Raw genomic sequence first — 24,879 nt, forward strand, 5'->3', positions numbered from 1 at the left:
AAAGACACCCCGCCGCAGCGGTTTCTTTCCATGGCGGCGAAAGGTTCCCTCCGGCGGCATCTCCCTCTATAAGCCGCCTTCGTCATCCCGGCATCAAGGATCAGCCGTTGTTTCGCTTCTTCCGCTCGACGGAGAACCAGCGCCTCGTCGCAAGGCTGCTCCGGGAATCGTTCCGGCAACACAGGGCCGGCTACGCCGCCGCCATCCTGTCGATGCTCGTGGTGGCCGGCATGACGGCCGCCAGTGCCTGGATCCTGCGTGAAATCACCAATGAATTCGTCATCGATAAACGGGTCGACCGCGTCAATATGATCGCCGTGGCGGTCGCCGGGATCTTCATCGTCAAGGGCATCGCCAATTTCGTCCAGGCCTACTTCATGAGCCGCGTCGGCAACGCCATCATCGCCGAACGGCAGCGCAAGATCTATGACCGCATCCTGGCGCAAGGCATCGAATTCTACCATTCGACCTCGTCGTCCGACCTGATCACCCGCATGACCAACAATGCCCAGGCGGCGCGCAACGTGCTCGACCTCATCGTCACTTCCTACGTGCGCGATCTGGTGACGCTGGCTGCCCTGATTGGGGTCATGGTCTGGCAGCAGCCGGCGCTGTCGCTGATCTGCTTCGTCGTCGGTCCGTTGGCCATCTATGGCGTCAACCGCATCCTGAAGCGCGTGCGCAAGTTCGCCGCCATGGAGTTCCGGTCGGTCGGCCAGATCGTGCAGGTTATGCAGGAAACCGCGATCGGCGTGCGCGTGGTCAAATCCTTCAACCTCGAAGGCCTGATGCGCAAACGCATGTACAGGGCGGTGGCGGATGTCGAGGATCGGGCCAACAACATCGCCGCGCTGGAAGCGGTGACCAATCCGGTGATGGAAACGCTGGCCGGCCTGGCGATCGCCGGCGCCGTCATGGTCAGCGGCTTGCTGGTCCTGCAGGGCGGCCAGATGCCTGGCAACATCATGGCCTTCATCGCCGCGCTGCTGCTTGCCTATGAGCCGGCAAAGCGCCTCGCGCGCGTCCGTATTTCCCTGGAAAGCGGCATTGTCGGCGTGCGGATGATGTTCGAACTCGCCGACCAGCCGCTGACATTAGCCGAGAAGCCGGATGCAAAGCCGCTTCGGGCCGGACCGGGCGAGATCCGGTTCGACGCCGTCGGCTTCGCCTACCAGAATGGCCCGCCAGTGCTGGACCGGTTCGACCTGACCCTGGCGCCCGGCAAGATGACGGCGCTGGTCGGCCCCTCCGGCGGCGGCAAGTCGACGATCCTGAACCTGATCATGCGCATGTATGACCCGAAGAGCGGCAGGGTGCTGCTTGACGGCCAGGACATTTCCCATGCCACGCTCGCCTCACTGCGGGAAAAGATCGCCTATGTCAGCCAGGATACGTTCCTGTTTGCCGGCACGATCATGCACAACATCCGGCTTGGGCGCGAGGATGCGACCGACGACGAGGTGATCGCCGCGGCCAGGGCCGCCAACGCGCATGACTTCATCGTCGCGCAGGCGAAAGGCTACGAGACGGATGTCGGTGAGAATGGCGGCCTCTTGTCGGGCGGCCAGCGCCAGCGCATCTCGATCGCGCGCGCCATGCTGCGCAATGCCGAAATCCTGCTGCTGGACGAGGCAACCAGTGCGCTCGACGCCGAGTCGGAAGCGCTGTTCCGCGACGCGCTGCAACAGCTGACGGAAGGGCGCACCACAATCGTCATCGCACACCGCCTCTCGACCGTGCACCAGGCCGACACGATCGTGGTGCTGGAAGCCGGCAAGGTGGTGGAAAGCGGGCCGCACAAGATGCTGCTCGGGCAAGGCGGGCTTTACCAGAAGCTGTATGAATATCAGCTGATGCCTTAATGTGGAGCGGCGCAAGTCGAGGACAGGTAGTCCTGCGGAGTTTGTGCCGCAGCGCCTGCCTGACGAGATTCGAACTTTACTCCGGCACGTGCCTTACCGCCCCCTTGTCGGCGCTGGTGGCGAAGGCGGCGTAGGCGCGCAGCGCGGTCGTCACCTTGCGCTTGCGCATTTCCCGCGGCTTCCAGGCGTCCGCGCCCCTGGCCTCCATCGCCGCGCGGCGCGCATCGAGTTCCGCGTCATCGACGGCAAGGCGAATGGTGCGGTTCGGGATATCGATCTCGATCGTATCGCCCTCCTGCACCAGCCCGATCAGCCCGCCTTCCGCCGCTTCCGGCGAAGCATGGCCGATGGACAGGCCCGAGGTGCCGCCGGAGAAGCGCCCATCGGTGACCAGCGCGCAGGCCTTGCCCAGGCCTTTCGACTTCAGATAACTGGTGGGATAGAGCATCTCCTGCATGCCGGGGCCGCCGCGCGGACCCTCATAGCGGATGACGACGACGTCACCAGCCTTGATCTCATTGGCAAGGATCGCCTTGACCGAAGCGTCCTGGCTTTCGAAGACGCGAGCCGGTCCGGTGAATTTCAGGATCGATTCGTCGACGCCGGCTGTCTTCACGATACAGCCGTCGAGCGCCAGATTGCCTTTCAGGACGGCAAGGCCGCCGTCTTTCGAGAAAGGCGTATTGGCCGAGCGGATGACGCCTGTCTCGCGGTTCATGTCGAGCTCGTCCCAGCGGCGGTCCTGGCTGAAGGCGACCTGCGTCGGCACGCCGCCGGGCGCGGCGAGGAAGAAGTCGCGCACATTCTGGCTCGAGGTGCGCGAAATATCCCAATGGTCGAGCGCTTCGCCGAGGCTCGCCGTATGCACGGTCGGCAGGTCGCGGTTGAGCAACCCGGCATTGTCGAGCTGGCCAAGGATCGCCATGATGCCGCCGGCGCGGTGAACGTCTTCCATGTGGACGTCGGACTTGGCCGGCGCCACCTTGCATAGCACCGGCACCCGCCGCGACAGCCGGTCGATGTCTTCCATGGTGAAATCGACCTCGCCCTCGTGCGCGGCGGCCAGAATGTGCAGCACGGTGTTGGTGGAGCCGCCCATGGCGATATCGAGCGTCATGGCGTTCTCGAAGGCGCCCTTCGATGCAATGCTGCGCGGCAATGCACTCTCGTCATCCTGCTCGTAGTAGCGCTGGGCGAGATCGACGATGAGATGGCCGGCCTCGACGAACAGGCGCTTGCGATCTGCATGCGTGGCCAGCGTCGAGCCGTTGCCGGGCAGCGACAGGCCCAGCGCCTCGGTCAGGCAGTTCATGGAATTGGCGGTGAACATGCCCGAACAGGAACCGCAGGTCGGGCAGGCCGAGCGCTCGATGACCTTGACGTCCTCGTCGGAGATCTTGTCGTCGGCGGCCGCAACCATGGCATCGACGAGGTCGAGCGCCTGCGTCTTGCCGGCCAGCACAACCTTGCCGGCTTCCATCGGGCCGCCGGAGACGAAGACGGTCGGGATGTTGAGGCGCAATGAGGCCATCAGCATGCCGGGCGTGATCTTGTCGCAATTGGAAATGCAGACCATGGCGTCGGCACAGTGCGCATTGACCATGTATTCAACGGAATCGGCGATCAGCTCGCGCGACGGCAGCGAATAGAGCATGCCGTCATGGCCCATGGCGATGCCGTCGTCGACGGCGATGGTGTTGAATTCCTTGGCGACACCGCCGGCCTTCTCGATCTCGCGCGCGACGAGCTGGCCTAGGTCCTTCAGATGGACATGGCCCGGCACGAACTGGGTGAAGGAGTTGACCACCGCAATGATCGGCTTGCCGAAATCGCTGTCCTTCATGCCAGTAGCGCGCCACAGGCCGCGGGCGCCGGCCATGTTGCGGCCATGGGTGGTGGTGCGGGAGCGATAGGCGGGCATGAATTTTCCTTGGCTGTCTGGCTGCGCTCGATGCGGAGCGTGGCGGCGCTGAATTTTGATCGCAGGGTTTATAGACCGCCAAGTATGGTCTGGCCACATTTTTGCAATGCGCCAGGTTCTCCTGAAAAAACGAGCGTCTCAGAAAAATTCGATGTCTATGTCGGGTCGGGCGTATCAAGGCCGTCCTTGGGCAGACGGCAAGAAATGGCACCATTCTCGGAGTCAGCCGTTTCATTGTAACAGCAGGAAGCAACCTAGGAGCACGACATGCAAAAGATCACCACCTGCCTGTGGTTCGACGGCCGGGCAGAAGAGGCGATGAATTTCTACGTCTCCATCTTCAAGAATTCGAAGGTTACGAGCGTTCTGCGTTGGCCCGAGGGTCACGCCGATGCGGGCAAAGTGCTGATGACCACGTTCGAGCTCGACGGCGTGCCGTTCCAGGCGCTCAACGGCGGACCGCAATTCAAGTTTAACGAGGCGATGTCACAGTCGATCGACTGCAAGACGCAGGAAGAGGTCGATTACTTCTGGGAGAAGCTTATCGAAGGTGGCGGCGAACCTTCGCAATGCAGCTGGCTGAAGGACAAATTCGGTGTGTCTTGGCAGGTCGTGCCGGAGCAGCTGCCGCGCCTGCTTCTGGATCCGGACAGGGCCAAGGCCGGCCGGGTGATGTCGGCAATGATGCAGATGAGCAAGATCGATATCGCTGAGATCGAAGCGGCGGCCAAGGGGTGATCATAAGAGTAGAGTAGTGAGTAGTTGCTAGTGAGTAGTGCGATGGGAGAACGAGGCGTACCTACTCACTACTCACTACTCACTACTCACTACTCACTACTCACTACTCACTACTCACTAGAATCACGCCGCCTTGTCTCGCACCTGATAATCCTTGATCGTGGCGAAGCGGATCGCCTTCCAGCGTTCGGCTTCGTAGTTCAGCGAGAAGGCGTGCTGGGCGAGGAAGACCGGATCGTTGTCGAGGTCGCGGGCGATGTCGCCGCGATGCGCCTCGATGAAGCGAAGCACCTCGGCCTTGTCGTCGGCCGATATCCAGCGGCAGATGGAAAAGCGCGACATCTCGAATTCGACCGGCAGCGTGTATTCGAAGTTCAGCCGCTCTTTCAGCACATCGAGCTGCAGCGCGCCGACGACACCGACGATGGCCGGCGAGCCGTCTTCCGGCGAGAACAGCTGGACGACGCCCTCCTCTGCCATCTGGTGCAGCGCTTCCTTGAGCTTTTTCGCCTTCATCGCGTCGCCGAGACGGACGCGACGCAGGATTTCCGGGGCGAAGTTGGGCACGCCGCGAAACAGGATTTCCTCGCCTTCGGTCAACGTGTCGCCGATGCGCAGCGTGCCGTGGTTCGGAATGCCGACGACATCGCCGGCAAACGCCTCGTCGGCGGTGACGCGGGTGCGGGCAAAGAAGAATTGCGGCGCCGAGAGTGACATCGGCTTGCCGGTGCGCACCAGCTTGGCCTTCATGCCGCGCTCGAGCTTGCCCGAGCAGACGCGCACGAAGGCGATGCGGTCGCGGTGATTGGGATCCATGTTGGCCTGGATCTTGAAGACGAAGGAAGTCATTTTCTCCTCCGTCGCCTCGATAGTGCGGGTATCGGCCTCCTGCGCGCGGGGCGGCGGGCCAAAGGCGCCAAGCGCCTCGATCAGATCGCGCACGCCATAATTGCGCAGCGCCGAGCCGAAATAGACCGGCGTCAGATGGCCCTCGCGAAAGGCCTCGATGTCGAGCGGACGGCAGGCTTCTCGCGCCAGCTCGAGTTCCTCGATGAAGGCCTCGCGCTCGTTTTCCGGCAGAAGGCCGGCAACGCGGTTGGAATCGGGACCGTTGACGGGGGTGCGTTCCTTCTCGTCATCGCCCTTGCGCACGGCGTTCAGCGCCAGGTGATAGGTACCGGAGAAGGTCTTGCCACGGCCGATCGGCCAGGTGATGGGCGCGGTGTCCAGCGCCAGCTTCTGCTCGATTTCGTCCAAAATCTCGAACGGATCGCGGCTTTCACGGTCCATCTTGTTGACGAAGGTGATGATGGGGATGTCGCGCAGCCGGCAGACCTCGAACAGTTTCAGCGTGCGCGGCTCGATGCCCTTGGCGGCGTCGATGACCATGACGGCCGAGTCGACCGCCGACAGCGTGCGATAGGTATCGTCGGCGAAATCCTCGTGGCCCGGCGTGTCGAGCAGGTTGAAGACGTTGTCCTCATATTCGAAGGTCATCACCGAGGTGACGACCGAAATGCCGCGCTCGCGCTCGATCTTCATCCAGTCGGACCGGGTCTGGATACGGTCCTTCTTGGCCTTCACCTCGCCGGCAAGCTGGATGGCGCCGCCGAACAAAAGCAGCTTTTCGGTCAGCGTCGTCTTGCCGGCGTCGGGGTGGGCGATGATCGCGAAAGTGCGGCGGCGCGCCACTTCCTCTGGGATAGTTTCGGGCATTCTCTTGGGATTTCCGTGTGACAGGCCGGGCTTCTAGCAGCGCAGCGCCGGGCTGTCGACCGGTCCGGCGGCGTGAACACCGCCGGTTGCGGGGCTTGCTCCAGGCTGGCTCGTTCAAGCGGCCTGCCTGAACGACCCCGGAAGCCATCCGGCATGGCACTGCCGCGCCGCGAGATGAAAGGCAAGGGCCGTGCCCCAATCCTGGGCGACCAGCACCATGTCCTGGATGCCGAGCGCGTCGGGGAAGGCATCGAGATAGCGCACATGGTCGAAGAAGCGATGATGTCAAGATGCATAATTTTGCGCTGCCAATGTTGGCAACGGGCCGCCGGAATGGCACTGGGATGAACCGTCCTCCAATCACGAGGCAAAGGAGCGACCATGACCGAGGCGAAACAAGTGATCGTCATCGGCGCCGGCATCATCGGCGCTTCCATCGCCTGGCATCTGACCATTGCGGGCGCGCAGGTGACAGTCATTGCCGAAAGCGAACGCGGCGGCGTGGCGACCCCTAACTCGTTTGCCTGGATCAACGCAAGCTGGGGTAACCCGGAGTCGTATTTCCGGCTGCGCACCCGCGCCATGGCTGAGTGGGCTCGCCTAGCGCGGGACCTGCCCGGCCTGCCGCTCAATTGGTGCGGCGGCCTGTGCTGGGATCTGCCGGCGGCCGACATGGAGACCTATGCAGCGGAGCATTCTGAGTGGGGCTACGGAATCGAGCGCGTCGACCGCGGCGAGGTGGCGCTCATCGAACCCAATCTCACCGAGCTTCCCGATTTCGCCCTGCATGTCGCAGAAGAGGGTGTCGCCGAGCCTGTCGCGGCCACCAAGGCACTGCTGGCCGATGCCGAACGGCGCGGCGCGCGAATCCTCTTCAGCACGGTGACGGCGCTTGTCCAAAGCGTCGGCAAGGTCACCGGCGTGGACACATCGCATGGACTGTTTGCCGCCGACGAGGTGGTGATCGCGGCCGGCGTGGGTTCGCCAGACATTGCCGCGACCGCTGGCATCAACCTGCCGATCGAGACACCGCCCGGGTTGATCGTCCACTCGCGGCCTTACAAGAAACTGCTCAACGGGCTGGTGCTGGCCGAGCGCCTGCACATGCGTCAGACCGCCGAGGGTCGAATCATCGCCGGCTCGGATTTCGGCGGCGCCGATCCCGGCATGGACGCCGAAGCCACGGCGCGTGAATTGTTCGCGGCCATGAAGGCCATGCTGCGCGACAGCGACGGGCTGGAGCTGGATTTCCACACCGTTGGCTACCGGCCGACACCGATCGACGGCTTTCCGATCATCGGCCGCGCCAAAGGCAAGGAGGGTGTCTATATCGCGGTCATGCATTCCGGCATCACTCTGGCGCCGGCCATCGGTCTGTTCGCCACGCGCGAAATTCTTGATGGCAAGCGCGACACGCTGCTGGCGCCCTATGGATTGGATCGCTTCGCTCAATAGCCGGGCGGACGGCGAAAGCCGCTGGTCAAGGGCATCATCGCCCTGGCGATGCCGAGCAGCCGCGCCTCCGACCAGCGTTTGCCGACCAATTGCAAGCCGATCATCACGCTGCACGCCATGATTGAGGTCGTCACTCTACGGCGCCCCCTTTGTCCTGCCGGACATCTCCCCCACGGGTGGGGAGATTGGCAGTTTTCGGCGCTTCGCTCTGTCCTGCAACGCTGGGGATTGGCGAAAGCCATTGAGGCATCCGATCTCCCCCCTTGTCGGGGAGATGTCCGGCAGGACAGAGGGGGGCGCTGTCCCGCGACGTTACTCAATGCGGCGAAAGCCTATCCAACCAGCGCCAGTTTTGCCGCGACCGGAGCGAATGGATGTATGTCGATGCCATCCCTGGTCATGGTGACGAAGCTCGATGGCGGAATCGCCTGCCAGTCGCCGCCCTCGCGATCGAAGGGCTCGGAGACGATGCAGCGGCCGGCCCCTTTGCGGAAAATGGACGTGTAAAGCGTCGGAGCCAGGGCATCGGTGGCATAGCGCACCGCATACAATGCCTGTCCGTCGGAGAAGGCGGCGGTCAGTTTCAGCGCCGGCTCGAAACCGGCACGACGCGAGGCTTCCAGCACCCGGCGGGTGGCGCGCGAGACGGCGCCTTGCGGGTCGGCCGAAAGGCCCTCGTCGATCATGAGCAGAAAAAAGAGTTCGGAATCGGTGGTGCCTTCGCGCTGGTCGAAAACGGCGTCGGACAGCGAGTTCTCCAGCGCGCGGCGGATTTTTTCGAAACCGCCGATCTGGCCGTTATGCATGAACGACCAGCGTTCTGAGATGAACGGATGGCAGTTCATGCGGCTGGTGGCGCTGCCGGTCGAGGCCCTGACATGGGCGAGGAACAGGCTGGACTTGATCTGCCGGCACAAGCTTTTCAGATTGGGATCGGACCAGGCCGGCAGGATATCGCGGTAGAGGCCGGGTTCTGGCCTCTCGCCATACCAGGCAAGGCCGAAGCCGTCGCCATTGGTGGGCGACTTCGCTTCCTGGGCGCAATGGCTCTGGGCGATCAGCGAGTGACAGGGCGCCGTGAGGATGTCTTCGAGAAAGACCGCTTCACCGAGATAGGCCGCCCACCGGCACATCGCTTCTGTCTTCCTTTAGGCGCGATCCGGAAGAGCAGCGGGCTCGTTGATCGCGTGCGTGCCTCTGTTGTGCGTCCGCTCGTAGAGCTCGCGAATGATTCGGCTGGCGGTAGTCTCGAAGAGAAATGGCAAGAAAGCGTGAACAAAAGCTGCTCCCGCCGCCATCAGCAGGCGCGAGGAAAACCAGGCGGCGAAGGCCATATGGCTGAAATAGGTTTCGCCGACCTTGGCCGGATGAGAGGTGAAGATCCTTGCGACCGACATGCTGTTTCCCCTTCAGCGCTTTTCGTTTCGATATGAGTATCCTGACACGCCTCACCGGTTCATTGGTCCCAAAATATCCTTGTATTTTGCTATTCCATGGGACAAATATCCCAATATGAGCTTTGACATCGACCAAATTGATCGAAAACTGCTCGCCGAATTGCAACGTGACGGCACGCTGTCGGTCGACCAGCTGTCGGAGCGGGTGGCCTTGTCGCGCAATGCCTGCTGGCGTCGCGTCAAGCGGCTGGAGGAAGATGGCGTCATCACCGGCCGCGTGGCGCTGGTCGATGCCGAGAAGCTCGGGCTGGGCCTTTCGGTGTTCATCCTGATCCGCACATCCAATCACGACCCCGACTGGCTGCAGAAATTCCGGGCGGCGGTGACCGGTCTTTCCGAGATCATCGGGGTCTACCGGATGTCCGGTGATCTCGACTATGTGCTGCGCGCCCGCGTCGCCGACGTGAAAGCCTATGACCGGCTCTACCAGCGGCTCATCGCCAAGGTGGCTTTATCCGATGTCTCCGCCTCCTTCGTCATGGAGGAGATCAAGGAGACGACGGTGGTTCCTATGGAACTCCGCTAGGCCACAGTAATGCCTGAAAGAAAGCCGTTGATAGCGCCGCGGTCGAGTTGACCGAATCGACATTCGCGCCGATAGGATCGATTTTATGCGCGCAGCCCTTCAAACACCTTCCGTCATCGGTCTCACCGTCGGCTTCGTCAGGTTGCCGCATGGCGAGGGACTTCCGCTTCCCGCCTATGAAAGCGCCGGCGCCGCCGGCATGGATTTGCGCGCGGCGGTGCCTGAAGACCGGCCGCTTCTGATCCTGCCGGGCAAGCGCGCCTTGGTAGCGACGGGGCTGATCCTGGAAATTCCCGAAGGCATGGAAGGCCAGGTGCGGCCCCGCTCGGGCCTTGCCTTCAAACACGGCCTTACCGTCCTCAATTCACCGGGCACGGTCGACAGCGATTATCGCGGCGAGGTGAAGGTGCTGCTGGTCAATCTCGGCGACGAGGATTTCGCGGTGACGCGCGGGATGCGCATTGCCCAGATCGTTTTCGCCGCGGTGACGCAGGTGGCGGTTGAAGAGCGTTCGCTGGCCGGCGGCACGGCGCGTGGCTCGGGCGGATTCGGATCGACCGGCACCGCCTGATGCCTGGCTGTGTTTCGGCACAGTGAACCGTTTTGCCGGGCAGACTGATCCAACATGATTGAAACACGCCCCCTGCCAAAGCTCGTCATCTTCGACTGCGACGGGATCCTGGTCGATACCGAGAACCTCGCCAACCGGCGCCTGGCCGAATGGCTGAGCGACGCCGGTTTTCCAACGACCTTCGAATATTGCCGCAAGAACTTCTCCGGCCGCAGCATGGTCTCGGTGCAGAAGGAGATCGAAGAGACGACCAGCGTCAGGCTCGGCGCCGATTTCGTCGAGCGCTGGAATGCCGGCCTGCCGGATCTGTTCGCTCACGGTGTCGAGGCGATCCCTCATGTCCGGGAGTTCATCGAGGCGGTCCGCGCGGCCGGCATCGCTTATTGCGTCGCCACCTCGGCCAGGATCTCCAAGATGCACATAACGCTTGGCCAGACCGGTCTGTTGCCGCTGTTCGAACATGCCATGTTCAGCGCCACGATGGTGTCGCGCGGCAAGCCGTTCCCCGACCTGTTCCTGCATGCGGCCAAAACGATGGGCTTCCCGCCCGCCGACTGCATCGTCATCGAGGACAGCGTCGCCGGCACGCAGGCCGGCATCGCCGCCGGCATGCGCGTGTTCTCCTATCATGGCGACCCCTATTCGGACCGCGATGGCTTGATCCAGGCCGGCGGCATCCTGTTCGACGACATGCGCGAGCTCGCCGGGCTGGTGCCGATCCACTGATCCGCTGCACTGGACGCCACGAAGCGCTGTGCTACCTTCCGCGCGCCCGACAATGGGGCGCCGCCATGCCAACGTACCTGCTTCGCTTCATCCTCACCTGGGGTGCTGCTGCGGCTTTGGGGATGGCGGCCTCTGCACAAGCCGTCAGCTTCCCTGACCTCGGCAGCGCGCTGCCCGTCACAAGGATGCCACCTCCGTGCCTGTCGAGATGCGCCACATCGACGCTTTCGAGAAATTGGCAGCAGAGAACGAGAAACGCTTCTGAACCAACCGCATTCGTTTGCCCGGCAGCAAACAGCGCGGTAGCATCCGCCCCAACACTCGTTATGGGGGAGCATTCATGGACAAGGGCAAGATTTTTCGCGACCTGCATGCCTCGACCTTCGTCATGCCCAATCCCTGGGATCCGGGCACGACGAAGCTGCTCGGATCCTTCGGCTTCAAGGCACTGGCCACCACCAGCGCCGGCTTTGCCTTTTCGCGCGGCCTGCCGGATGGGGCCGTGACCTTCGACCAGATGATCCATCATTGCCGCGAGGTGACGGGCGCGACCGACCTGCCGGTCTCGGCCGATCTCGAGAAGGGCAAGGGGGACAGCGCCGAGCAGGCCGCCGAAACCATTTTCGCGGCGGAAGCGGCCGGGCTTGCCGGCTGCTCGATCGAGGATCACACCGGCGATCCTGAAAAGCCCATCTACGAGTTTTCGCACGCGGTGGAGCGCGTCGCCGCAGCGGTGGAGGCGGCGCGGGCGCTGAAGCGCGACTTTGTCTTCACGGCGCGGGCCGAGAATTTCCTCTGGGGCAAGTCCGATCTCGACGACACGATCAAGCGGCTGCAGGCGTTCGAAAAAGCCGGCGCCGACGTGCTCTATGCACCTGGTATCGGCGATGTCGAGATGGTGCGGACCTTGTGTTCGTCGGTCGGCAAGCCGGTCAATGTCATGGCGAGGCCCGGCTTCACCATCGCCGACCTCGCCATGGCCGGTGCCAAGCGGATTTCGCTTGGGCCATGGCTGACCAATTTCGCCTACGGCATGCTGGAGACGGCGGCGCGCGAGATCCAGCAGGACGGCACGTTCGGCTTCACCCGCGCCGCCATGCCGTTCGGCAAGCTGCAGGCGCTGTTCGGCAAATCCCAGGGCTAGGATGGGTTCGGCCGCATGAACCTTACCGTTGTCGACATGCATACGGGTGGCGAGCCGCTACGGATCGTCACGGGCGGTTATCCCGCTATCCCCAAGGCCACCATTCTTGAGAAGCGCGCCTATGTGCGGGACAATCTCGACCATTTGCGCAAGTTGCTGATCTTCGAGCCGCGCGGCCACTATGACATGTATGGCGCTTTGCTGGTCGAGCCCGATTTGCCCGGCGCCGACCTCGCGGTGCTGTTCATGCACAATGAGGGCTATTCGACCATGTGCGGCCACGCCATCGTCGCGCTCGGCCGCTACGCCGTCGATCAAGGGCTGGTGGCGAAGCAGGAGCCGTTCACCACCGTGAACATCGAGGCGCCGTGCGGCCTGGTCGTCGCCTCGGTCGCGGTCAACGATGGCAAGGCCGGCGCGGTGTCGTTCGAGAGCGTGCCGGCGTTCCTGTTCGCCGGCGATCGACAGATCGAGCTGACAGGCTATGGCAAGGTCGGTTTCGATATCGCCTATGGCGGCGCCTTTTACGCGCTGGCCGACTGTCATCAATTCGGCTTGGAGTTCGGCCGCGACCGCGTGCGCGATTTCGTCGACGCGGCAACCACGCTGACGAACCGGCTGAAGGCCGAGTTTCCGCTGTCGCATCCCGATCATGATGACCTCGCCTTCCTCTATGGCACCATCCTGACCGATGGAAAGGACGCCTTTTCCGGAGAGGCCACCAGGAATGTCTGCGTCTTCGCCGAGGCGGAGGTCGACCGCTCGCCGACCGGTTCCGGCGTCACCGCCCGGCTGGCGGCCATGCATGCCAAGGGCGAGATCGCCGTGGGGCAGACGCGAACGTTCGAGAGCATCGCCGGCTCGCGCTTTTCCGGGGCGGTGGCGCGAGCAGCGCAGGCCGGCCCGCATGAAGCGATCGTCGCCCGCGTCGGCGGCCGTGCCTATTATTCCGGACGAGCCGAATTCATTGTCGAGCCGGACGACGAGTTGGGGCGGGGATTTCTGCTACGCTGAAGAGATTTAGCGCCGCGACGCGCGTGCGACTTCCCGCGCCGAGATCGCCTTGTGCAGATGCACCATCATGGCGGCGGCGAAGAGCGGCGTCAGCAGGTTGAGCAGCGGCACGGCGAGGAAGGCCGCGACAACCAGCCCGGAGAGAAACACCGTACCGGCATACTGCCTGCGCAGGGCCCGGGCCTCTTCTTCCCCGCGAAAGCGCATGGCGGCGAATTCGAAGAATTCGCGTCCGAGCAGGTAGCCGTTGACGATGAAGAAGGCGGCGATGTTGATGCCCGGCACCAGCAGGAGCATCAGCGCCACGACGTTGCCCAGGATGACGACGCCGAAGAATTTTATCGCCAGCACCAGCGAGCGCAATACCGGCATGGCGCGTCCGGCCGGGTCGCCGGGATAATCGGTGCGCTCGACCACTTCGGCGACATCGTCGAGGAACAGGCCGGCGATCACCGCCGTGACCGGTGCGATCAGAAGCGCCATGCCGAAGGCCAGCGCGATGGCCGCGACGATGCCGCCCAACCAGCCGGCCCAGGACGGCATGCCGGGCAACAATGTTTGCAGCCACGGCAGGGCAAGCCATTCGACAAGGCTGGTCAAGCCGAACCACAGGGCGACCAACGCCAGCAGGGTCAGGCCGAGCGTCTTGATGAACACGGCGCGAAACGGAGGCGAGAGCAGCTCAAGGGCCGCGATGCGGGCAGCGTCGAAAATCACCGTGCTTCACCCCCAGGTCAGCGGACACAGCCACAAGGCAGGACGCCTCCGAGATAGGCGGTGCGGCCCGCGAGCACAAGCGCGGGCCGTTGCTTGCCTTCGTATGTTCCCCAGATCTGCCTATCGGGCTAAGCCCGGCTTACGAACCGGTATGGTCATGGCCGCCACGCCGGCGACGACAAACCCCATGCCGAGCCAGGCCGTGGGCCCCAGGCTTTCGCCGAGGAAGACGGCGCCGATGCCGACGCCGATCGGCACCCGCAGATAGGCCTGAGACGTGGTGCCGACCGAACCCAGCGTGTGGATCAGGCGGAAATAGATGACGAAAGCCAGTGCCGTCGAAAACACGGACAGGCCGAGCAGGGCAAGGATGGAAGCCGTCGAAGGCGCCAGCGTCCATGGCTGGTCGACCGCCAGGCTGAGCGGTACCAGCATGACAGCGCCGCACAGCATCGAACCGGCGGCGGGAAGCATCGGATCGAGGCCCTTGAAGCCTCGGCCGAAAATGGCGGCGCCCGCATAGCACACGGTTGCCGCGACGATGGCGATCTGTGCCCAGAGCTGGTGGCCGATGCCGCCAAGCGCCTGCGTGCCGACGATGAGGCAGATGCCGGCGATGCCGGCGCCAACGCCGACCAGCTTGCGCACGGTCACCGGCTCATGACGGGTGATAAGCGCCGTCAGCAGGAAGGTGAAGATCGGCGAGGTGGCGTTGAGGATGGTGGCAAGGCCGGCGTCGACCGAACGCTCGGCCGCGGCGATCAGCGTGAACGGGACGACGCTGTTGAGGCAGGCCTGGAAGGCGAAGCGGCGCCAGCTTGCCGCATCGCCCGGCATGGCAAGCCCGCGCCAGCGGATAATGGCGAACAGGATGGCGCCGGCGATCAGGGTGCGGGCCGCGATGAAGGTGATGGGCGGGATGGTCTCTACGCCGATCTTGATGAAGGTATAGGAGGCTCCCCAAAGCACCGCCAGCACGCCGAGCAATGCCAGGTCGATGGTCGTGTTGCTTTTGGCAGGCATGGGCTCGCGCCTTCGGACCGTGATTGAACAGGCGCAGATGTAGGCGACATCGCGACGAGATGTTTCGGCCACGGTCGAATTGTCGTAGCGCCTGGCTGGCGCGGCAAGGACAGAAAATCGGTTGCCAGTTTTCAGGGTCATGCTGTAGACCCGCGCGGGCATGGCAAGAAGCCGGCCCGGGTTTTTGGCGGAGACATTGATGCCGGATTATGACGTGCTTTGCATCGGCAATGCGATTGTCGACATCATCGCCCAGTGCGAGGAAGAATTCCTCGAGACCAACGGCATCATCAAGGGCGCGATGAATCTCATCGACACGCAGCGCGCCGAATTGCTCTACAGCCGCATGGGCCCGGCTATCGAGGCCTCCGGCGGCAGCGCCGGCAACACAGCGGCCGGTGTTGCCTCGTTTGGCGGAGGCGCCGCCTTCTTCGGCAAGGTCTCCAGCGATGCGCTGGGCGAAATCTACGCGCACGACATCCACGCGCAGGGTGTCGCCTTCGACACCAAGCCGCTCCAGGGCGAGCCGCCGACGGCGCGTTCGATGATCTTCGTCACGCCCGACGGCGAGCGCTCGATGAACACCTATCTCGGCGCCTGCGTCGAACTCGGCCCGGAAGATGTCGAAGCCGACAAGGCGTCCGGCGCCAAGGTAACCTATTTCGAGGGTTATCTGTGGGACCCGCCGCGCGCCAAGGAAGCGATCCGGCAGACGGCGAAACTGGCGCACGCTGCCGGTCGCGAAGTATCGATGACCTTGTCGGATTCGTTCTGCGTCGACCGTTACCGCGACGAGTTCCTAGACCTGATGCGTTCGGGCACGGTCGATATCGTTTTTGCCAACAGCCACGAGATCAAGTCGCTTTATCAGACGTCGTCGTTCGACGAAGCGCTGGCGCGGATCCGCAAGGATTGCAAGATCGCGGCGGTTACCCGCTCCGAAAGGGGCTCGGTTATCGTGCGTGGCGACGAGACCGTGGTCATCCAGGCGACCGCCATCAAGGAACTGGTCGACACGACGGGCGCCGGCGATCTCTACGCCGCCGGTTTCCTGCATGGCTACACACAGGGACGCGACCTCCAGACTTGCGGCGATCTTGGCTCACTGGCGGCCGGATTGGTGATCCAGCAGATCGGCCCTAGGCCAAGGCAGAATCTGCGCAAAGAGGCCGAGCGGGCGGGGTTGCTGTAACAACGCCCTTTCTCTTCGCCCGCTGTTGGGGAAAGGAGGCAAGCGCGGACCGCTTCTCATCGTCGCGCAGTTGTCACATACCGCCCCTACACGCAAATGCGAGCGTGCCGTGACTGACATTTCGACATGCTAATCGGGGTGTGAAGCAATGCAGGACAGCAACCTGTCGGGTCGCTGCATCTGTTGCCGTCGCACTTTCCACTTTCCGCCGTAACCGTTCAACAACCGGCCGCGGCCAAGGGAGGAGAGCGCGCGGCCAGAAAACAGATGCATGACAAGATTTCAGACCAAGACGACATTCCAGACCAAGACGACCGGCATCACGCAGGACGATTTCGCCGACATGGTGGCGGAAAGGGTCGAGCGTGCGCTTGCCCACTATGACGAAGCCATCAACGGCCCCACAATGGTCTCGGTCGGCAAGATCGCCGGCTCGATAGCGTCCGCCGTCACCTTGCTGTCGCCCAAGCACCAGCGCGCCATCGACGCCATCCATGCCGACCTTCCGGGCCTGGCCCAGAAATTCGTGCGGGCGCTGGCGGCGGAAGCCGCACGCCGCGGCGAAGCCGGCGCCATGACCGCCACGACGCTGTCGGCAGAGGCTGAAACAGTTGCCGCGCTTCCCCAGTCCGACGACCTCGAATCGATGCTGATCGAGGACTGGGCCGGACGCGTCGCCGGCTCGACCTATCTGGAAGAGAACCTGCGCATCGCCCGCTCCACCTTGCACCGCTGGCAGAGGCGCGGCGACGTCATCGCTCTGCGCAAGGGTGGCCGCAAGCACGTCTTCCCGCTGGCGCAGTTCGTCGATGGTAGGCCGGTCGCGGGCATAAGCGACGTGCTGGAGCTGATCGGCAATCCGAGACTCGCATGGCTGTGGCTGACCCGTCCAGCGGCGCACCTTGATGGGCGTATTCCCATCGACCTGCTGCGGCAGGACCAGGCGGAGGAAGTAGTGGAGGCGGCGCGGGCGTTCGCGCCGGGGTGAAGTCGGCGCGCTGTCAGCCCTTTCGTTCCGCGAGCAGGCCGAGATAGTGCTGCAGCACCGCCGCCCCGGCAAGCGACGTGACATCGGCGTGGTCATAGGCGGGCGCCACCTCCACAACGTCGGCGCCGACAATGAGTGCCCGTGCCGGGAGATAGGCCGGGTCGAGGCAATCGATGTCGAAGGTCAGACGCGAGCCCGATCTTCCACGACCCGGCGCTTGCCGTCCGTGAGGCCGTCAATGGCGGCGGCGTGGCGCTGGCCGACAACATCATGGTCGAGGACCTGCTGGCCAGCGGCCAGCTGGTCGCGCCCTTCACGATCCGCCACGCAATTCCACAGAGCTACTGCCTGTGGCAGAAGCCGGGCAACCGCATTTCAATCAGCGTCAGGCTGTTCCGGGATTGGCTGCTGTCGGAGATCGCCAGCCACAAGCAGGTGATGCGGCTGGCGTGAGGCGTCCAACACGGGGGAAGCCCCTCAAGCCCCCGCCGTATAGGCGGCGATCGCCGCCATGTTGACGATATCGCTGTCCTTGGCATTCAGCGACACGATCTGCACCGGCTTGTTCAGGCCGACCAGCAGCGGGCCGATGACGGTCGAGCCGCCCAGTTCCTGCAGCATCTTGGTCGAGATGGAGGCCGAGTGGAAAGCCGGCATGATCAGGACGTTGGCCGGACCGGTCAGCCTTATGAACGGGTATTGCGCCATGGCGCGGGCGTTGAGCGCGACGTCGGCGGCCATTTCGCCGTCATATTCGAAATCGACGCGGCGCTTGTCGAGGATGCGCACGGCTTCCTGGACGCGCTCGGAACGTTCGCCCTGTGGATGGCCGAAAGTGGAATAGGCAAGCATGGCGAGCCTTGGCTCGTAGCCCATGCGGCGCGCGAAGCCCGCCGCTTCCTCGGCGATGTCGGCGATCTGCTCGGCGTTGGGCATGTCGTGCACGGCGGTGTCGGCGACGAGCACCGTCTTGCCGCGCGCGAGCACGATCGAGACGCCGATGACGCGGTGACCGGGCTTGGCGTCGATGACGCGCCTGATGTCGTCGAGCGCGGTCGAATAGTTGCGGGTCACGCCGGTGACGATGCCGTCGGCGTCGCCCAGCGCCACCATGCAGGCGGCGAAATGGTTGCGGTCATTGTTGATCAGCCGCTGGCAGTCGCGGAACAGGAAGCCTTTGCGCTGCATGCGCTCGTAGAGATAGTCGGTGTAGATCGAATTGCGGCGCGACAGGCGCGCATTGATGATCTCGATGCCTTGCTTGTTCAGGTCGATGCCAGCGTGCCTGGCGTTCTCCTTGATGACGTCGTCGCGACCGAGCAGGATGGCGGTGCCGAGCCGCTGGTTCACGTAGGAGACGGCGGCGCGCATCACCTGCTCCTCCTCGCCCTCGGCGAAGACGATGCGCTTGGGCTGGCGGCGCACGCGGTCGTAGATGCGCTGCAGCGTCGAGGCGATCGGGTCGCGGCGGGCGGAAAGCTCCTGCGCGTAACGGTCGAGATCGAGGATCGGCTTGCGGGCGACGCCCGAATCCATTGCCGCCTTGGCCACGGCGATCGGGATGGCCGAGATCAGGCGCGGGTCGAACGGTACCGGAATGATGTAGTTGGGGCCGAATTTCGGCCGGTTGCCCTGATAGGCCGCGGCGACGTCGTCGGGCACGTCCTGGCGCGCCAGTTCGGCTAGCGCGCGGGCGGCGGCGATCTTCATGTCGTCATTGATGGTGGTGGCCCTGACATCCAGCGCACCGCGGAAGATGTAGGGAAAGCCGAGCACGTTGTTGACCTGGTTGGCGTAATCCGACCGCCCGGTGGCCATGATGGCGTCGGTGCGGATCTCGGCAACTTCCTCCGGGGTGATCTCGGGATCGGGGTTGGCCATGGCGAAGATGATCGGGTTCTTGGCCATTGACTGCACCATGGTGGTGGTCAGCGCCCCCTTGGCCGAAAGCCCGAGGAAGACGTCGGCGCCGTCCAGCGCTTCGGCCAGGGAACGCGCCTCCGTCTTGACCGCATGCGCCGATTTCCACTGGTTCATGCCCTCGGTGCGGCCCTGGAAGACAACCCCCTTTGTGTCGCACAGGATAATGTTTTCGGGCGAAAAACCCATCGCCTTCATCAGCTCGATACAGGCGATGCCGGCCGCGCCCGCACCGTTGCAGACCAGCTTCGTGGTCTTCATGTCGCGGCCGGTTATTTCCAGCGCGTTGATCAGACCGGCGGCCGAGATGATGGCGGTGCCGTGCTGGTCGTCATGGAAGACCGGAATGTCCATCAGTTCGCGCAGGCGCTGTTCGATGATGAAGCACTCCGGCGCCTTGATGTCCTCCAGGTTGATGCCGCCGAAGGACGGACCGAGGAAGCGCACGCAGTTGATGAACTCGTCGGCGTCCTCGGTGTCGACCTCGAGGTCGATGGAATCGACATCGGCGAAGCGCTTGAACAGCACCGCCTTGCCTTCCATCACCGGCTTGGAGGCCAGCGCGCCGAGATTGCCGAGGCCAAGAATGGCGGTGCCGTTTGAGATGACGGCGACCATGTTGCCGCGCGTCGTGTAATCGAAGGCCCTGGATGGGTCCTCGGCGATGGCGCGCACGGGCACTGCCACGCCTGGCGAATAGGCGAGGCTGAGATCGCGCTGCGTCGTCATCGGCTTGGTGGCGACGATCTCCAGCTTGCCGGGCCGACCCATGGCGTGGAATTCGAGCGCTTCCTGCGCGCTGACGGACGGACCGTTGTTCTCGGTTTTCCTGGCCATGATGCTTTTGATTTCCTCGCCGGTGCGGCACCTCCTTGAAGCGGGTACCTGTGTGCTTGCGAATTAAGACCACGGGCCGCCGCGTGTAAACCACGAAGCTGGGCAAAGCTGCTTCAAAGCGGAAACGGCCGGTCAGAAGCCGTTTGGCCGCCTCCTTAATGCCGTGATTTCATTCGCGTGCCGGCGCACCGCCGCCCAGCGCCGCAGCAGCCCAATTTCGGGAAACGGCCATTGCGACAGCGGCGGTTGGCTGCTTCCCATCCTCTTCAACAGGTCGGATAGGAACACTGTGAGTTCCTGCCGTTGAGCCCGCACCTTGGCCAGCGTGCGGTTGCGAATCTCATCGCGGGGAATGGCGCGGTCGCGCAACGTCTCGACCGCGCGCCGGATCGCCGCCGGATCGGGCTCGGCGATGATGCAATAGTCCGGATCGAAAAAGACGTCCCGGCCGCCAAGGCTGGGCGTGCTCACCACCGGCAACCCCGCCATCAGATATTCCATGCTGGAGCGCATCGCTCCTTCCGCCGCCGACAGACAGAGACCAACCGCGGCCTGGTTGTAGACGCGATTGATCTCCTGCGGCGGCAGCCAGCCAGTCAGGCCATCGATGATCGGGTTGGCGATATGATGCAGCAGCGATTGCGCCTGCAAGCGCCGGATGAAGGCACGGTTGCCGACCCGCGGCAGCTCGCCGATCGAAAAGGTAATGTGGGCGAGCCTTTCGATATCGAAGGCGAGGTGGTGGCGCTTGGTGTGCGAGATGCGAGCATTATAGACCGCGTCGAACTCGACGGGGACATCCGGCAAGGGCCGAAAGATGTCCTCGCTGACCATCAGATTGTGGTTGGAGAAGATCGCGGTTCCTCCGACGGTGGTGACCAGACGGCGCTCTTCCTCGGTGTTGCAGAGAAAAATCAACTCATGAGCTGGAAACCGCTCGCGGTGCCAGGCGAGGTCGCTGGCGAGCTTTGGGATGAGACGCGGCCGCTCGAGTGTCCAGTTAGGCATCATCAGAAAGGCGGCGCGACGCGACGCTAAGCGCCGGGCGATCGCCACGATCGAGCTGAGCGGCCGTGCCCCGCCGATCGGCGTGTAGATCACCAGCGGATCATGACTGAGGACATGGACAGCTACCCGGATGCTTCCGTCGAGGCCGGAGAAAGGGCCGGTAGTCGGAAGGATGAAAGGAAGCCGATTGGCCGCCAGCTGCTTCAGATTGCCTACACTTTGGCCGGCCTGCCGAGCAGCATTGAGCCAGAAGCGCTCGAGCGCCGAGTCGATCGGTCCCACCATCTCCTCGAACGTTTCGTGCCCGTCTCTGTCCATGACGCCCCCGCCATTATCGCCCAAGATGACAGATATTCGCGATCGCCGCGTCGGGCAATGCAGCTGAACAGCCGTTCCATGAAGACGGCTCGCGGTCTTCCCCTGCTTTTCGATGGTCCGGCATTAAACCCCGCTATCACATCTGCTAGCGTGCCGCGCCATGAACATGCACAGCCCGAACGAGCCCGACGCCGCCCCCGAGGCGATGACGCCGCCGCAGCCCGGCGTTGCCGCCGTCACGCCGATGATGGAGCAGTTCATCGAGATCAAGGCGGCCAACCCGGATTCGTTGCTGTTTTACCGCATGGGCGATTTCTACGAGCTGTTCTTCGACGATGCCGAGAAGGCGAGCCGGGCGCTGGGCATCGTGCTCACCAAACGCGGCAAGCATCAGGGCCACGACATTCCAATGTGCGGCGTGCCGGTGCATGCGGCCGACGACTATTTGCAGAAGCTGATCAGCCAAGGCTTCCGCGTTGCCGTCTGCGAGCAGATCGAGGATCCGGCCGAGGCCAAGAAGCGCGGCTCCAAATCGGTCGTGCGCCGCGACGTGGTGCGGCTGGTGACGCCGGGAACCATCACCGAGGACAAACTGCTGGCGCCGTCGGAATCGAGTTATCTGATGGCGTTGGGTCGGGTGAAGGGCGGCAGCGAGCACAGCTTTGCAATTGCCTGGATCGACATCTCGACTGGTGCTTTCCGCGTCGCCGAGACCACCGCCGACCGGCTGCTGGCCGACATCTTCCGTGTCGATCCGCGCGAACTCATCGTCGCCGAGCCGGTGTTCCATGATCCCGACCTGAAGCCGGTGTTCGACGTGCTCGGCCGTGTCGCCAGCCCACAGCCGCCGAGCCTGTTCGATTCGGCCTCGGCCACGGGGCGGATCGCGCGTTTCTTCGAGGTGGCGACACCGGACAGTTTCGGCACGTTTTCGCGCGCCGAATTGTCGGCGATCTCAGGCGCCATCGCCTATGTCGAGAAAACGCAAAAGGCCGAGCGGCCGCCGCTGTCGCGGCCCGAGCGCGAGGAGCAGGGCTCGACCCTGTTCATCGATCCGGCGACGCGCGGCAATCTCGAACTGCTGCGTACGCTGTCCGGCAGCCGCGAGGGTTCGCTGTTCAAGGCGATCGACCGCACGGTGACCGGCGGCGGCGCAAGGTTGCTCGCCGACCGGCTGATGGCGCCGCTGACCGACCCGGCGGCCATCGGCGCGCGGCTGGACTCCGTCTCGTTCTTCCGCTCCGAGGTCAGGCTTTGCCAGGCGGTGCGGATGAGCCTGAAGAGCGTCGCCGACATGCCGCGCGCCCTGTCCAGGCTGGCGCTCAACCGGGGCGGGCCACGCGATCTCGGCGCGCTTCGCGCTGGTTTCGAGGCGGCCGGTGCCATCGCCGAAACCTTTGCCGCGACCGCCCTGCCCCAGGAGTTGGCCGGCGCGATGGCCGCGATCAAGGCGCTGCCCAAGGCGCTTGCCCAACATCTCACCCAGGCGCTCGGCGAGGAACTGCCGCTGCTCAAACGCGACGGCGGCTTCGTTCGCGGCGGCTACCACCCGGACCTCGACGAGATGCGGGCGTTGCGCGACGAGTCGCGAAAAGTGATTGCCGGACTGGAGCGGTCGCTGATCGAGGAAACCGGCATCCGCTCCCTGAAGATCCGGCACAACAATGTGCTGGGTTACTACATCGAGGTGACGGCCAATCATCACGCCGTCATGACTGGCAGCGATGGCGCCAAGGCGCGCTTTATTCACCGCCAGACCATGGCCAACGCCATGCGTTTCACCACGACCGAACTCGCCGAGCTCGAGACCAAGATCGCCAATGCCGCCGACCGGGCACTGAGCATCGAACTGGCCGCCTTCGATGCGCTGACGGCGGAAGCGGTCGACGCGGCCGAGGCGATCCGCGCCGGCGCCGACGCGCTCGCCGTGCTCGACGTGTCGGCAGCGCTTGCGCTTCTGTCGGAAAGCGAGGCCTGGTGCCGGCCGGTGGTGGATTCCAGCCTTGCCTTCGAGATTTCAGGCGGGCGGCATCCGGTGGTCGAACAGGCGCTGCGCCGTTCGGGCGAAGGCCCATTCGTCGCCAACGATTGCGACCTCTCGCCGGAGGGCAATGCCAAGAACGGCGCGATCTGGCTGCTGACCGGCCCCAACATGGGTGGCAAGTCGACGTTCCTGCGGCAGAACGCGCTGATCGCCATCCTGGCCCAGACCGGCTCCTTCGTGCCGGCGACATCGGCCCATATCGGCGTTGTCGACCGGCTGTTCTCACGCGTCGGCGCGTCGGACGACCTGGCGCGCGGCCGCTCGACCTTCATGGTCGAGATGGTGGAGACGGCGGCGATCCTCAACCAGGCCGGCGAACGGGCGCTGGTGATCCTCGACGAGATCGGCCGCGGCACCGCCACCTTCGACGGGCTGTCGATTGCCTGGGCGGCGGTGGAGTATCTGCACGAGAAGAACCGCTGCCGGGCGATCTTCGCCACCCACTTCCACGAAATGACGTCGCTCGCCGGCAAGCTGGCGCGGCTTTCCAACGTCACCATGCGGGTCAAGGAGTGGGAAGGCGACGTCGTTTTCCTGCACGAGGTCGGCAAGGGTGCCGCCGACCGCTCCTACGGCGTCCAGGTAGCCCGCCTTGCCGGCTTGCCGGAAGCGGTGGTGGGCCGCGCGAAGGAAGTTCTGCATCAGCTTGAGGAAGGCGAGGTTTCCGGCAAGGCCAACCGGCTGGTCGACGACCTGCCGCTGTTTTCGGTGGCGATGAAACGGGAAGCGCCAAAGCCGGTGAAGAGCGACGCGCTGGGCGCGGCACTCGGTGAGATCAATCCCGACGAGATGACCCCCAAGGAAGCGCTGGAGGCGCTTTACCGGCTGAAGGGGCTGGCGGGGAAATAGTCAGATCATTTCCAGTCCGCGCTTGCGCGTCGGTGGGGGGAATGCACGGTCGAGATCGGCGAGGTCATCGGCCGTAAGCTTTATGTCCAGCGCGGCAAAATTCTGGCGGACGTGCTCCTGGCTGCTGGCCTTGGGAATGGCGATAACGCCGTCCTGATGCATCACCCAGGCCAAGGCGATTTGCGCAGGGGTCGCATTGTGACGGGCGGCGATGGCGTCAAGCCTGCTGTTGCGCGCCAAAGCACCCTGCTCCACCGGCGAATAGGCCATCAGCGGAATGCCGCGCTGGCGGCTCCATGGTGCAAGGTCGAATTCGGGGCCGCGCCGGATCAGATTGTAGAGCACCTGATTGGTCTGGACATTGCCGCCCGAGCGCAAACCGGTGAGCTCTTCCATTTCATCGGTATCGAAATTGCTGACGCCCCAGTGGCGGATCTTGCCGGCCTTCTTCAACGCCTCGAAGGCCTCGACCGTCTCGCCCAAAGGCACGCTGCCCGGCCAGTGCAGGAGATAGAGATCGATGCGGTCGGTGCGCAGCCGCTTCAGGCTTTTCTCGCAAGCCGCCGGCACGCCGGTGCGCGAAGCATTGGACGGCAGCACCTTGGAGACGAGAAAGAGTTCTTCGCGCCGGCCGGCGATGGCTTCGGCCACCACCTCCTCGGCGCCGCCGCTGGCATACATTTCGGCGGTGTCGATCAGCGTCATGCCGAGGTCCAGCCCAAGCTTCAAGGCATTGACCTCCCCGGCTCGACGGCGGGCATCCTCGCCCATTTTCCAGGTGCCCTGTCCCAGCACCTGGACGGCTTCGCCCGAAGGCAGCTTGGTGGTTCTTGTCGTCGTGGGCATGGGGGCT

The 24,879-nt window shown here is 64.0% G+C and carries 22 protein-coding genes and 2 pseudogenes; 12 read left to right on the forward strand and 12 right to left on the reverse strand.

All coding sequences use genetic code 11. The features are described from left to right. The first annotated feature begins 107 nt into the window (after nucleotides 1-107). Nucleotides 108-1,862: an ABC transporter ATP-binding protein gene (locus LB555_RS11740; protein WP_140660555.1), complete on the forward strand. Its 1,755-nt coding sequence runs from the start codon at nucleotides 108-110 to the stop codon at nucleotides 1,860-1,862. Between the two features lie 76 nt (nucleotides 1,863-1,938). Here the strand turns inward: LB555_RS11740 and ilvD are convergent, their stop codons facing one another. Further along, entirely contained in the window at nucleotides 1,939-3,783 is a 1,845-nt protein-coding gene (gene ilvD, locus LB555_RS11745) for a dihydroxy-acid dehydratase (protein ID WP_140614885.1), read from the reverse strand. 267 nt (nucleotides 3,784-4,050) lie between these two features. On the opposite strand from ilvD, the gene LB555_RS11750 reads away from it, so the two are divergent. Beyond that, nucleotides 4,051-4,521: a VOC family protein gene (locus LB555_RS11750; RefSeq protein WP_015314150.1), complete on the forward strand. Its 471-nt coding sequence runs from the start codon at nucleotides 4,051-4,053 to the stop codon at nucleotides 4,519-4,521. Nucleotides 4,522-4,644: 123 nt separating this feature from the next. On the opposite strand, the gene LB555_RS11755 is transcribed toward LB555_RS11750, so the two are convergent. Further along, nucleotides 4,645-6,237, reverse strand: coding sequence for a peptide chain release factor 3 (locus LB555_RS11755; protein ID WP_140723180.1), 1,593 nt, complete (start codon nucleotides 6,235-6,237; stop codon nucleotides 4,645-4,647). A gap of 159 nt (nucleotides 6,238-6,396) precedes the next feature. Then, nucleotides 6,397-6,519 (reverse strand): annotated as a pseudogene (locus LB555_RS11760) (alpha/beta fold hydrolase); the annotation flags it as partial. A gap of 99 nt (nucleotides 6,520-6,618) precedes the next feature. On the opposite strand from LB555_RS11760, the gene LB555_RS11765 reads away from it, so the two are divergent. Continuing rightward, on the forward strand, nucleotides 6,619-7,692 hold the full coding sequence (locus tag LB555_RS11765) for an NAD(P)/FAD-dependent oxidoreductase (protein WP_015314152.1): 1,074 nt from the start codon (nucleotides 6,619-6,621) through the stop codon (nucleotides 7,690-7,692). Here LB555_RS11765 and LB555_RS11770 read toward each other — a convergent pair. The 3 genes from LB555_RS11770 to LB555_RS11780 form a co-directional block, all read right to left on the reverse strand. After that, nucleotides 7,686-7,826 carry a hypothetical protein gene (locus LB555_RS11770; RefSeq protein ID WP_157163613.1) on the reverse strand — a complete coding sequence of 47 codons (141 nt, stop codon included), beginning with the start codon at nucleotides 7,824-7,826 and terminating at the stop codon, nucleotides 7,686-7,688. The genes LB555_RS11765 and LB555_RS11770 overlap by 7 nt on opposite strands. A gap of 198 nt (nucleotides 7,827-8,024) precedes the next feature. Further along, entirely contained in the window at nucleotides 8,025-8,825 is an 801-nt protein-coding gene (locus tag LB555_RS11775; protein ID WP_015314153.1) for a class II glutamine amidotransferase, read from the reverse strand. Nucleotides 8,826-8,840: 15 nt separating this feature from the next. Next, nucleotides 8,841-9,089 (reverse strand): DUF6356 family protein, encoded by a 249-nt coding sequence (locus tag LB555_RS11780; RefSeq protein WP_015314154.1) that lies wholly within the window; start codon nucleotides 9,087-9,089, stop codon nucleotides 8,841-8,843. A 115-nt stretch (nucleotides 9,090-9,204) separates the two neighbouring features. Between LB555_RS11780 and LB555_RS11785 the strand changes: the two genes are divergently transcribed. The 5 genes from LB555_RS11785 to LB555_RS11805 all read left to right on the forward strand — a co-directional run bounded on the left by LB555_RS11785 (nucleotide 9,205) and on the right by LB555_RS11805 (nucleotide 13,130). Beyond that, the gene (locus tag LB555_RS11785; RefSeq protein WP_015314155.1) at nucleotides 9,205-9,675 is read left to right on the forward strand and encodes an Lrp/AsnC family transcriptional regulator; all 471 of its coding nucleotides are present in this window, start codon (nucleotides 9,205-9,207) and stop codon (nucleotides 9,673-9,675) included. 85 nt (nucleotides 9,676-9,760) lie between these two features. Continuing rightward, nucleotides 9,761-10,246, forward strand: coding sequence for a dUTP diphosphatase (gene dut, locus LB555_RS11790; protein WP_140614889.1), 486 nt, complete (start codon nucleotides 9,761-9,763; stop codon nucleotides 10,244-10,246). Nucleotides 10,247-10,300: 54 nt separating this feature from the next. Further along, nucleotides 10,301-10,972 carry an HAD family hydrolase gene (locus LB555_RS11795; RefSeq protein WP_015314157.1) on the forward strand — a complete coding sequence of 224 codons (672 nt, stop codon included), beginning with the start codon at nucleotides 10,301-10,303 and terminating at the stop codon, nucleotides 10,970-10,972. A gap of 340 nt (nucleotides 10,973-11,312) precedes the next feature. After that, a complete protein-coding gene (locus tag LB555_RS11800) occupies nucleotides 11,313-12,116 on the forward strand; it encodes an isocitrate lyase/phosphoenolpyruvate mutase family protein (protein WP_140614891.1) in 804 nt (267 codons plus the stop codon). Between the two features lie 15 nt (nucleotides 12,117-12,131). Continuing rightward, on the forward strand, nucleotides 12,132-13,130 hold the full coding sequence (locus LB555_RS11805) for a proline racemase family protein (protein WP_224584282.1): 999 nt from the start codon (nucleotides 12,132-12,134) through the stop codon (nucleotides 13,128-13,130). A 6-nt stretch (nucleotides 13,131-13,136) separates the two neighbouring features. On the opposite strand, the gene LB555_RS11810 is transcribed toward LB555_RS11805, so the two are convergent. Both LB555_RS11810 and LB555_RS11815 read right to left on the reverse strand, forming a co-directional pair. Then, a complete protein-coding gene (locus LB555_RS11810; protein ID WP_140714222.1) occupies nucleotides 13,137-13,847 on the reverse strand; it encodes a sulfate transporter family protein in 711 nt (236 codons plus the stop codon). 120 nt (nucleotides 13,848-13,967) lie between these two features. Beyond that, entirely contained in the window at nucleotides 13,968-14,870 is a 903-nt protein-coding gene (locus LB555_RS11815; RefSeq protein WP_224682929.1) for a DMT family transporter, read from the reverse strand. A 199-nt stretch (nucleotides 14,871-15,069) separates the two neighbouring features. Here LB555_RS11815 and LB555_RS11820 point away from each other — a divergent pair, with 199 nt between their 5' ends. Then, nucleotides 15,070-16,062 (forward strand): adenosine kinase, encoded by a 993-nt coding sequence (locus tag LB555_RS11820; protein ID WP_224682930.1) that lies wholly within the window; start codon nucleotides 15,070-15,072, stop codon nucleotides 16,060-16,062. A gap of 271 nt (nucleotides 16,063-16,333) precedes the next feature. Beyond that, nucleotides 16,334-17,050, forward strand: coding sequence for an antitoxin Xre/MbcA/ParS toxin-binding domain-containing protein (locus LB555_RS11825; protein WP_140660543.1), 717 nt, complete (start codon nucleotides 16,334-16,336; stop codon nucleotides 17,048-17,050). Nucleotides 17,051-17,063: 13 nt separating this feature from the next. Here LB555_RS11825 and LB555_RS11830 read toward each other — a convergent pair. Continuing rightward, nucleotides 17,064-17,183: pseudogene (locus LB555_RS11830) on the reverse strand (arginase family protein); the annotation flags it as partial. Between the two features lie 8 nt (nucleotides 17,184-17,191). Between LB555_RS11830 and LB555_RS11835 the strand changes: the two are divergent. Beyond that, nucleotides 17,192-17,503, forward strand: coding sequence for a hypothetical protein (locus LB555_RS11835; protein ID WP_224682931.1), 312 nt, complete (start codon nucleotides 17,192-17,194; stop codon nucleotides 17,501-17,503). A gap of 24 nt (nucleotides 17,504-17,527) precedes the next feature. Here the strand turns inward: LB555_RS11835 and LB555_RS11840 are convergent, their stop codons facing one another. Beyond that, nucleotides 17,528-19,807, reverse strand: coding sequence for an NADP-dependent malic enzyme (locus tag LB555_RS11840; protein ID WP_224682932.1), 2,280 nt, complete (start codon nucleotides 19,805-19,807; stop codon nucleotides 17,528-17,530). A 132-nt stretch (nucleotides 19,808-19,939) separates the two neighbouring features. After that, nucleotides 19,940-21,133, reverse strand: coding sequence for a glycosyltransferase (locus LB555_RS11845; RefSeq protein ID WP_224682933.1), 1,194 nt, complete (start codon nucleotides 21,131-21,133; stop codon nucleotides 19,940-19,942). A 160-nt stretch (nucleotides 21,134-21,293) separates the two neighbouring features. Here LB555_RS11845 and mutS point away from each other — a divergent pair, with 160 nt between their 5' ends. Next, nucleotides 21,294-24,026 (forward strand): DNA mismatch repair protein MutS, encoded by a 2,733-nt coding sequence (gene mutS, locus LB555_RS11850; RefSeq protein ID WP_224682934.1) that lies wholly within the window; start codon nucleotides 21,294-21,296, stop codon nucleotides 24,024-24,026. Here mutS and LB555_RS11855 read toward each other — a convergent pair whose 3' ends face one another. Then, entirely contained in the window at nucleotides 24,027-24,872 is an 846-nt protein-coding gene (locus tag LB555_RS11855; protein ID WP_140614899.1) for an aldo/keto reductase, read from the reverse strand. It abuts the gene before it with no gap. Nucleotides 24,873-24,879 lie beyond the last annotated feature (7 nt).

Source organism: Mesorhizobium sp. BR-1-1-10 (assembly GCF_020165595.1).
GTDB lineage: Bacteria > Pseudomonadota > Alphaproteobacteria > Rhizobiales > Rhizobiaceae > Mesorhizobium > Mesorhizobium australicum.

What these genes read in the sequence shown, in the direction of transcription:
- LB555_RS11855 (WP_140614899.1), bottom strand. Translation starts at nt 24,872, where the DNA reads ATGCCCACGACGACAAGAACCACCAAGCTGCCTTCGGGCGAAGCCGTC.
- LB555_RS11775 (WP_015314153.1), bottom strand. Translation starts at nt 8,825, where the DNA reads ATGTGCCGGTGGGCGGCCTATCTCGGTGAAGCGGTCTTTCTCGAAGAC.
- LB555_RS11780 (WP_015314154.1), bottom strand. Translation starts at nt 9,089, where the DNA reads ATGTCGGTCGCAAGGATCTTCACCTCTCATCCGGCCAAGGTCGGCGAA.
- LB555_RS11815 (WP_224682929.1), bottom strand. Translation starts at nt 14,870, where the DNA reads ATGCCTGCCAAAAGCAACACGACCATCGACCTGGCATTGCTCGGCGTG.
- LB555_RS11845 (WP_224682933.1), bottom strand. Translation starts at nt 21,133, where the DNA reads ATGGACAGAGACGGGCACGAAACGTTCGAGGAGATGGTGGGACCGATC.
- LB555_RS11795 (WP_015314157.1), top strand. Translation starts at nt 10,301, where the DNA reads ATGATTGAAACACGCCCCCTGCCAAAGCTCGTCATCTTCGACTGCGAC.
- dut (WP_140614889.1), top strand. Translation starts at nt 9,761, where the DNA reads ATGCGCGCAGCCCTTCAAACACCTTCCGTCATCGGTCTCACCGTCGGC.
- ilvD (WP_140614885.1), bottom strand. Translation starts at nt 3,783, where the DNA reads ATGCCCGCCTATCGCTCCCGCACCACCACCCATGGCCGCAACATGGCC.
- LB555_RS11800 (WP_140614891.1), top strand. Translation starts at nt 11,313, where the DNA reads ATGGACAAGGGCAAGATTTTTCGCGACCTGCATGCCTCGACCTTCGTC.
- LB555_RS11820 (WP_224682930.1), top strand. Translation starts at nt 15,070, where the DNA reads ATGCCGGATTATGACGTGCTTTGCATCGGCAATGCGATTGTCGACATC.
- LB555_RS11840 (WP_224682932.1), bottom strand. Translation starts at nt 19,807, where the DNA reads ATGGCCAGGAAAACCGAGAACAACGGTCCGTCCGTCAGCGCGCAGGAA.
- LB555_RS11825 (WP_140660543.1), top strand. Translation starts at nt 16,334, where the DNA reads ATGACAAGATTTCAGACCAAGACGACATTCCAGACCAAGACGACCGGC.
- LB555_RS11805 (WP_224584282.1), top strand. Translation starts at nt 12,132, where the DNA reads ATGAACCTTACCGTTGTCGACATGCATACGGGTGGCGAGCCGCTACGG.
- LB555_RS11750 (WP_015314150.1), top strand. Translation starts at nt 4,051, where the DNA reads ATGCAAAAGATCACCACCTGCCTGTGGTTCGACGGCCGGGCAGAAGAG.
- LB555_RS11755 (WP_140723180.1), bottom strand. Translation starts at nt 6,237, where the DNA reads ATGCCCGAAACTATCCCAGAGGAAGTGGCGCGCCGCCGCACTTTCGCG.
- LB555_RS11785 (WP_015314155.1), top strand. Translation starts at nt 9,205, where the DNA reads ATGAGCTTTGACATCGACCAAATTGATCGAAAACTGCTCGCCGAATTG.
- LB555_RS11765 (WP_015314152.1), top strand. Translation starts at nt 6,619, where the DNA reads ATGACCGAGGCGAAACAAGTGATCGTCATCGGCGCCGGCATCATCGGC.
- mutS (WP_224682934.1), top strand. Translation starts at nt 21,294, where the DNA reads ATGAACATGCACAGCCCGAACGAGCCCGACGCCGCCCCCGAGGCGATG.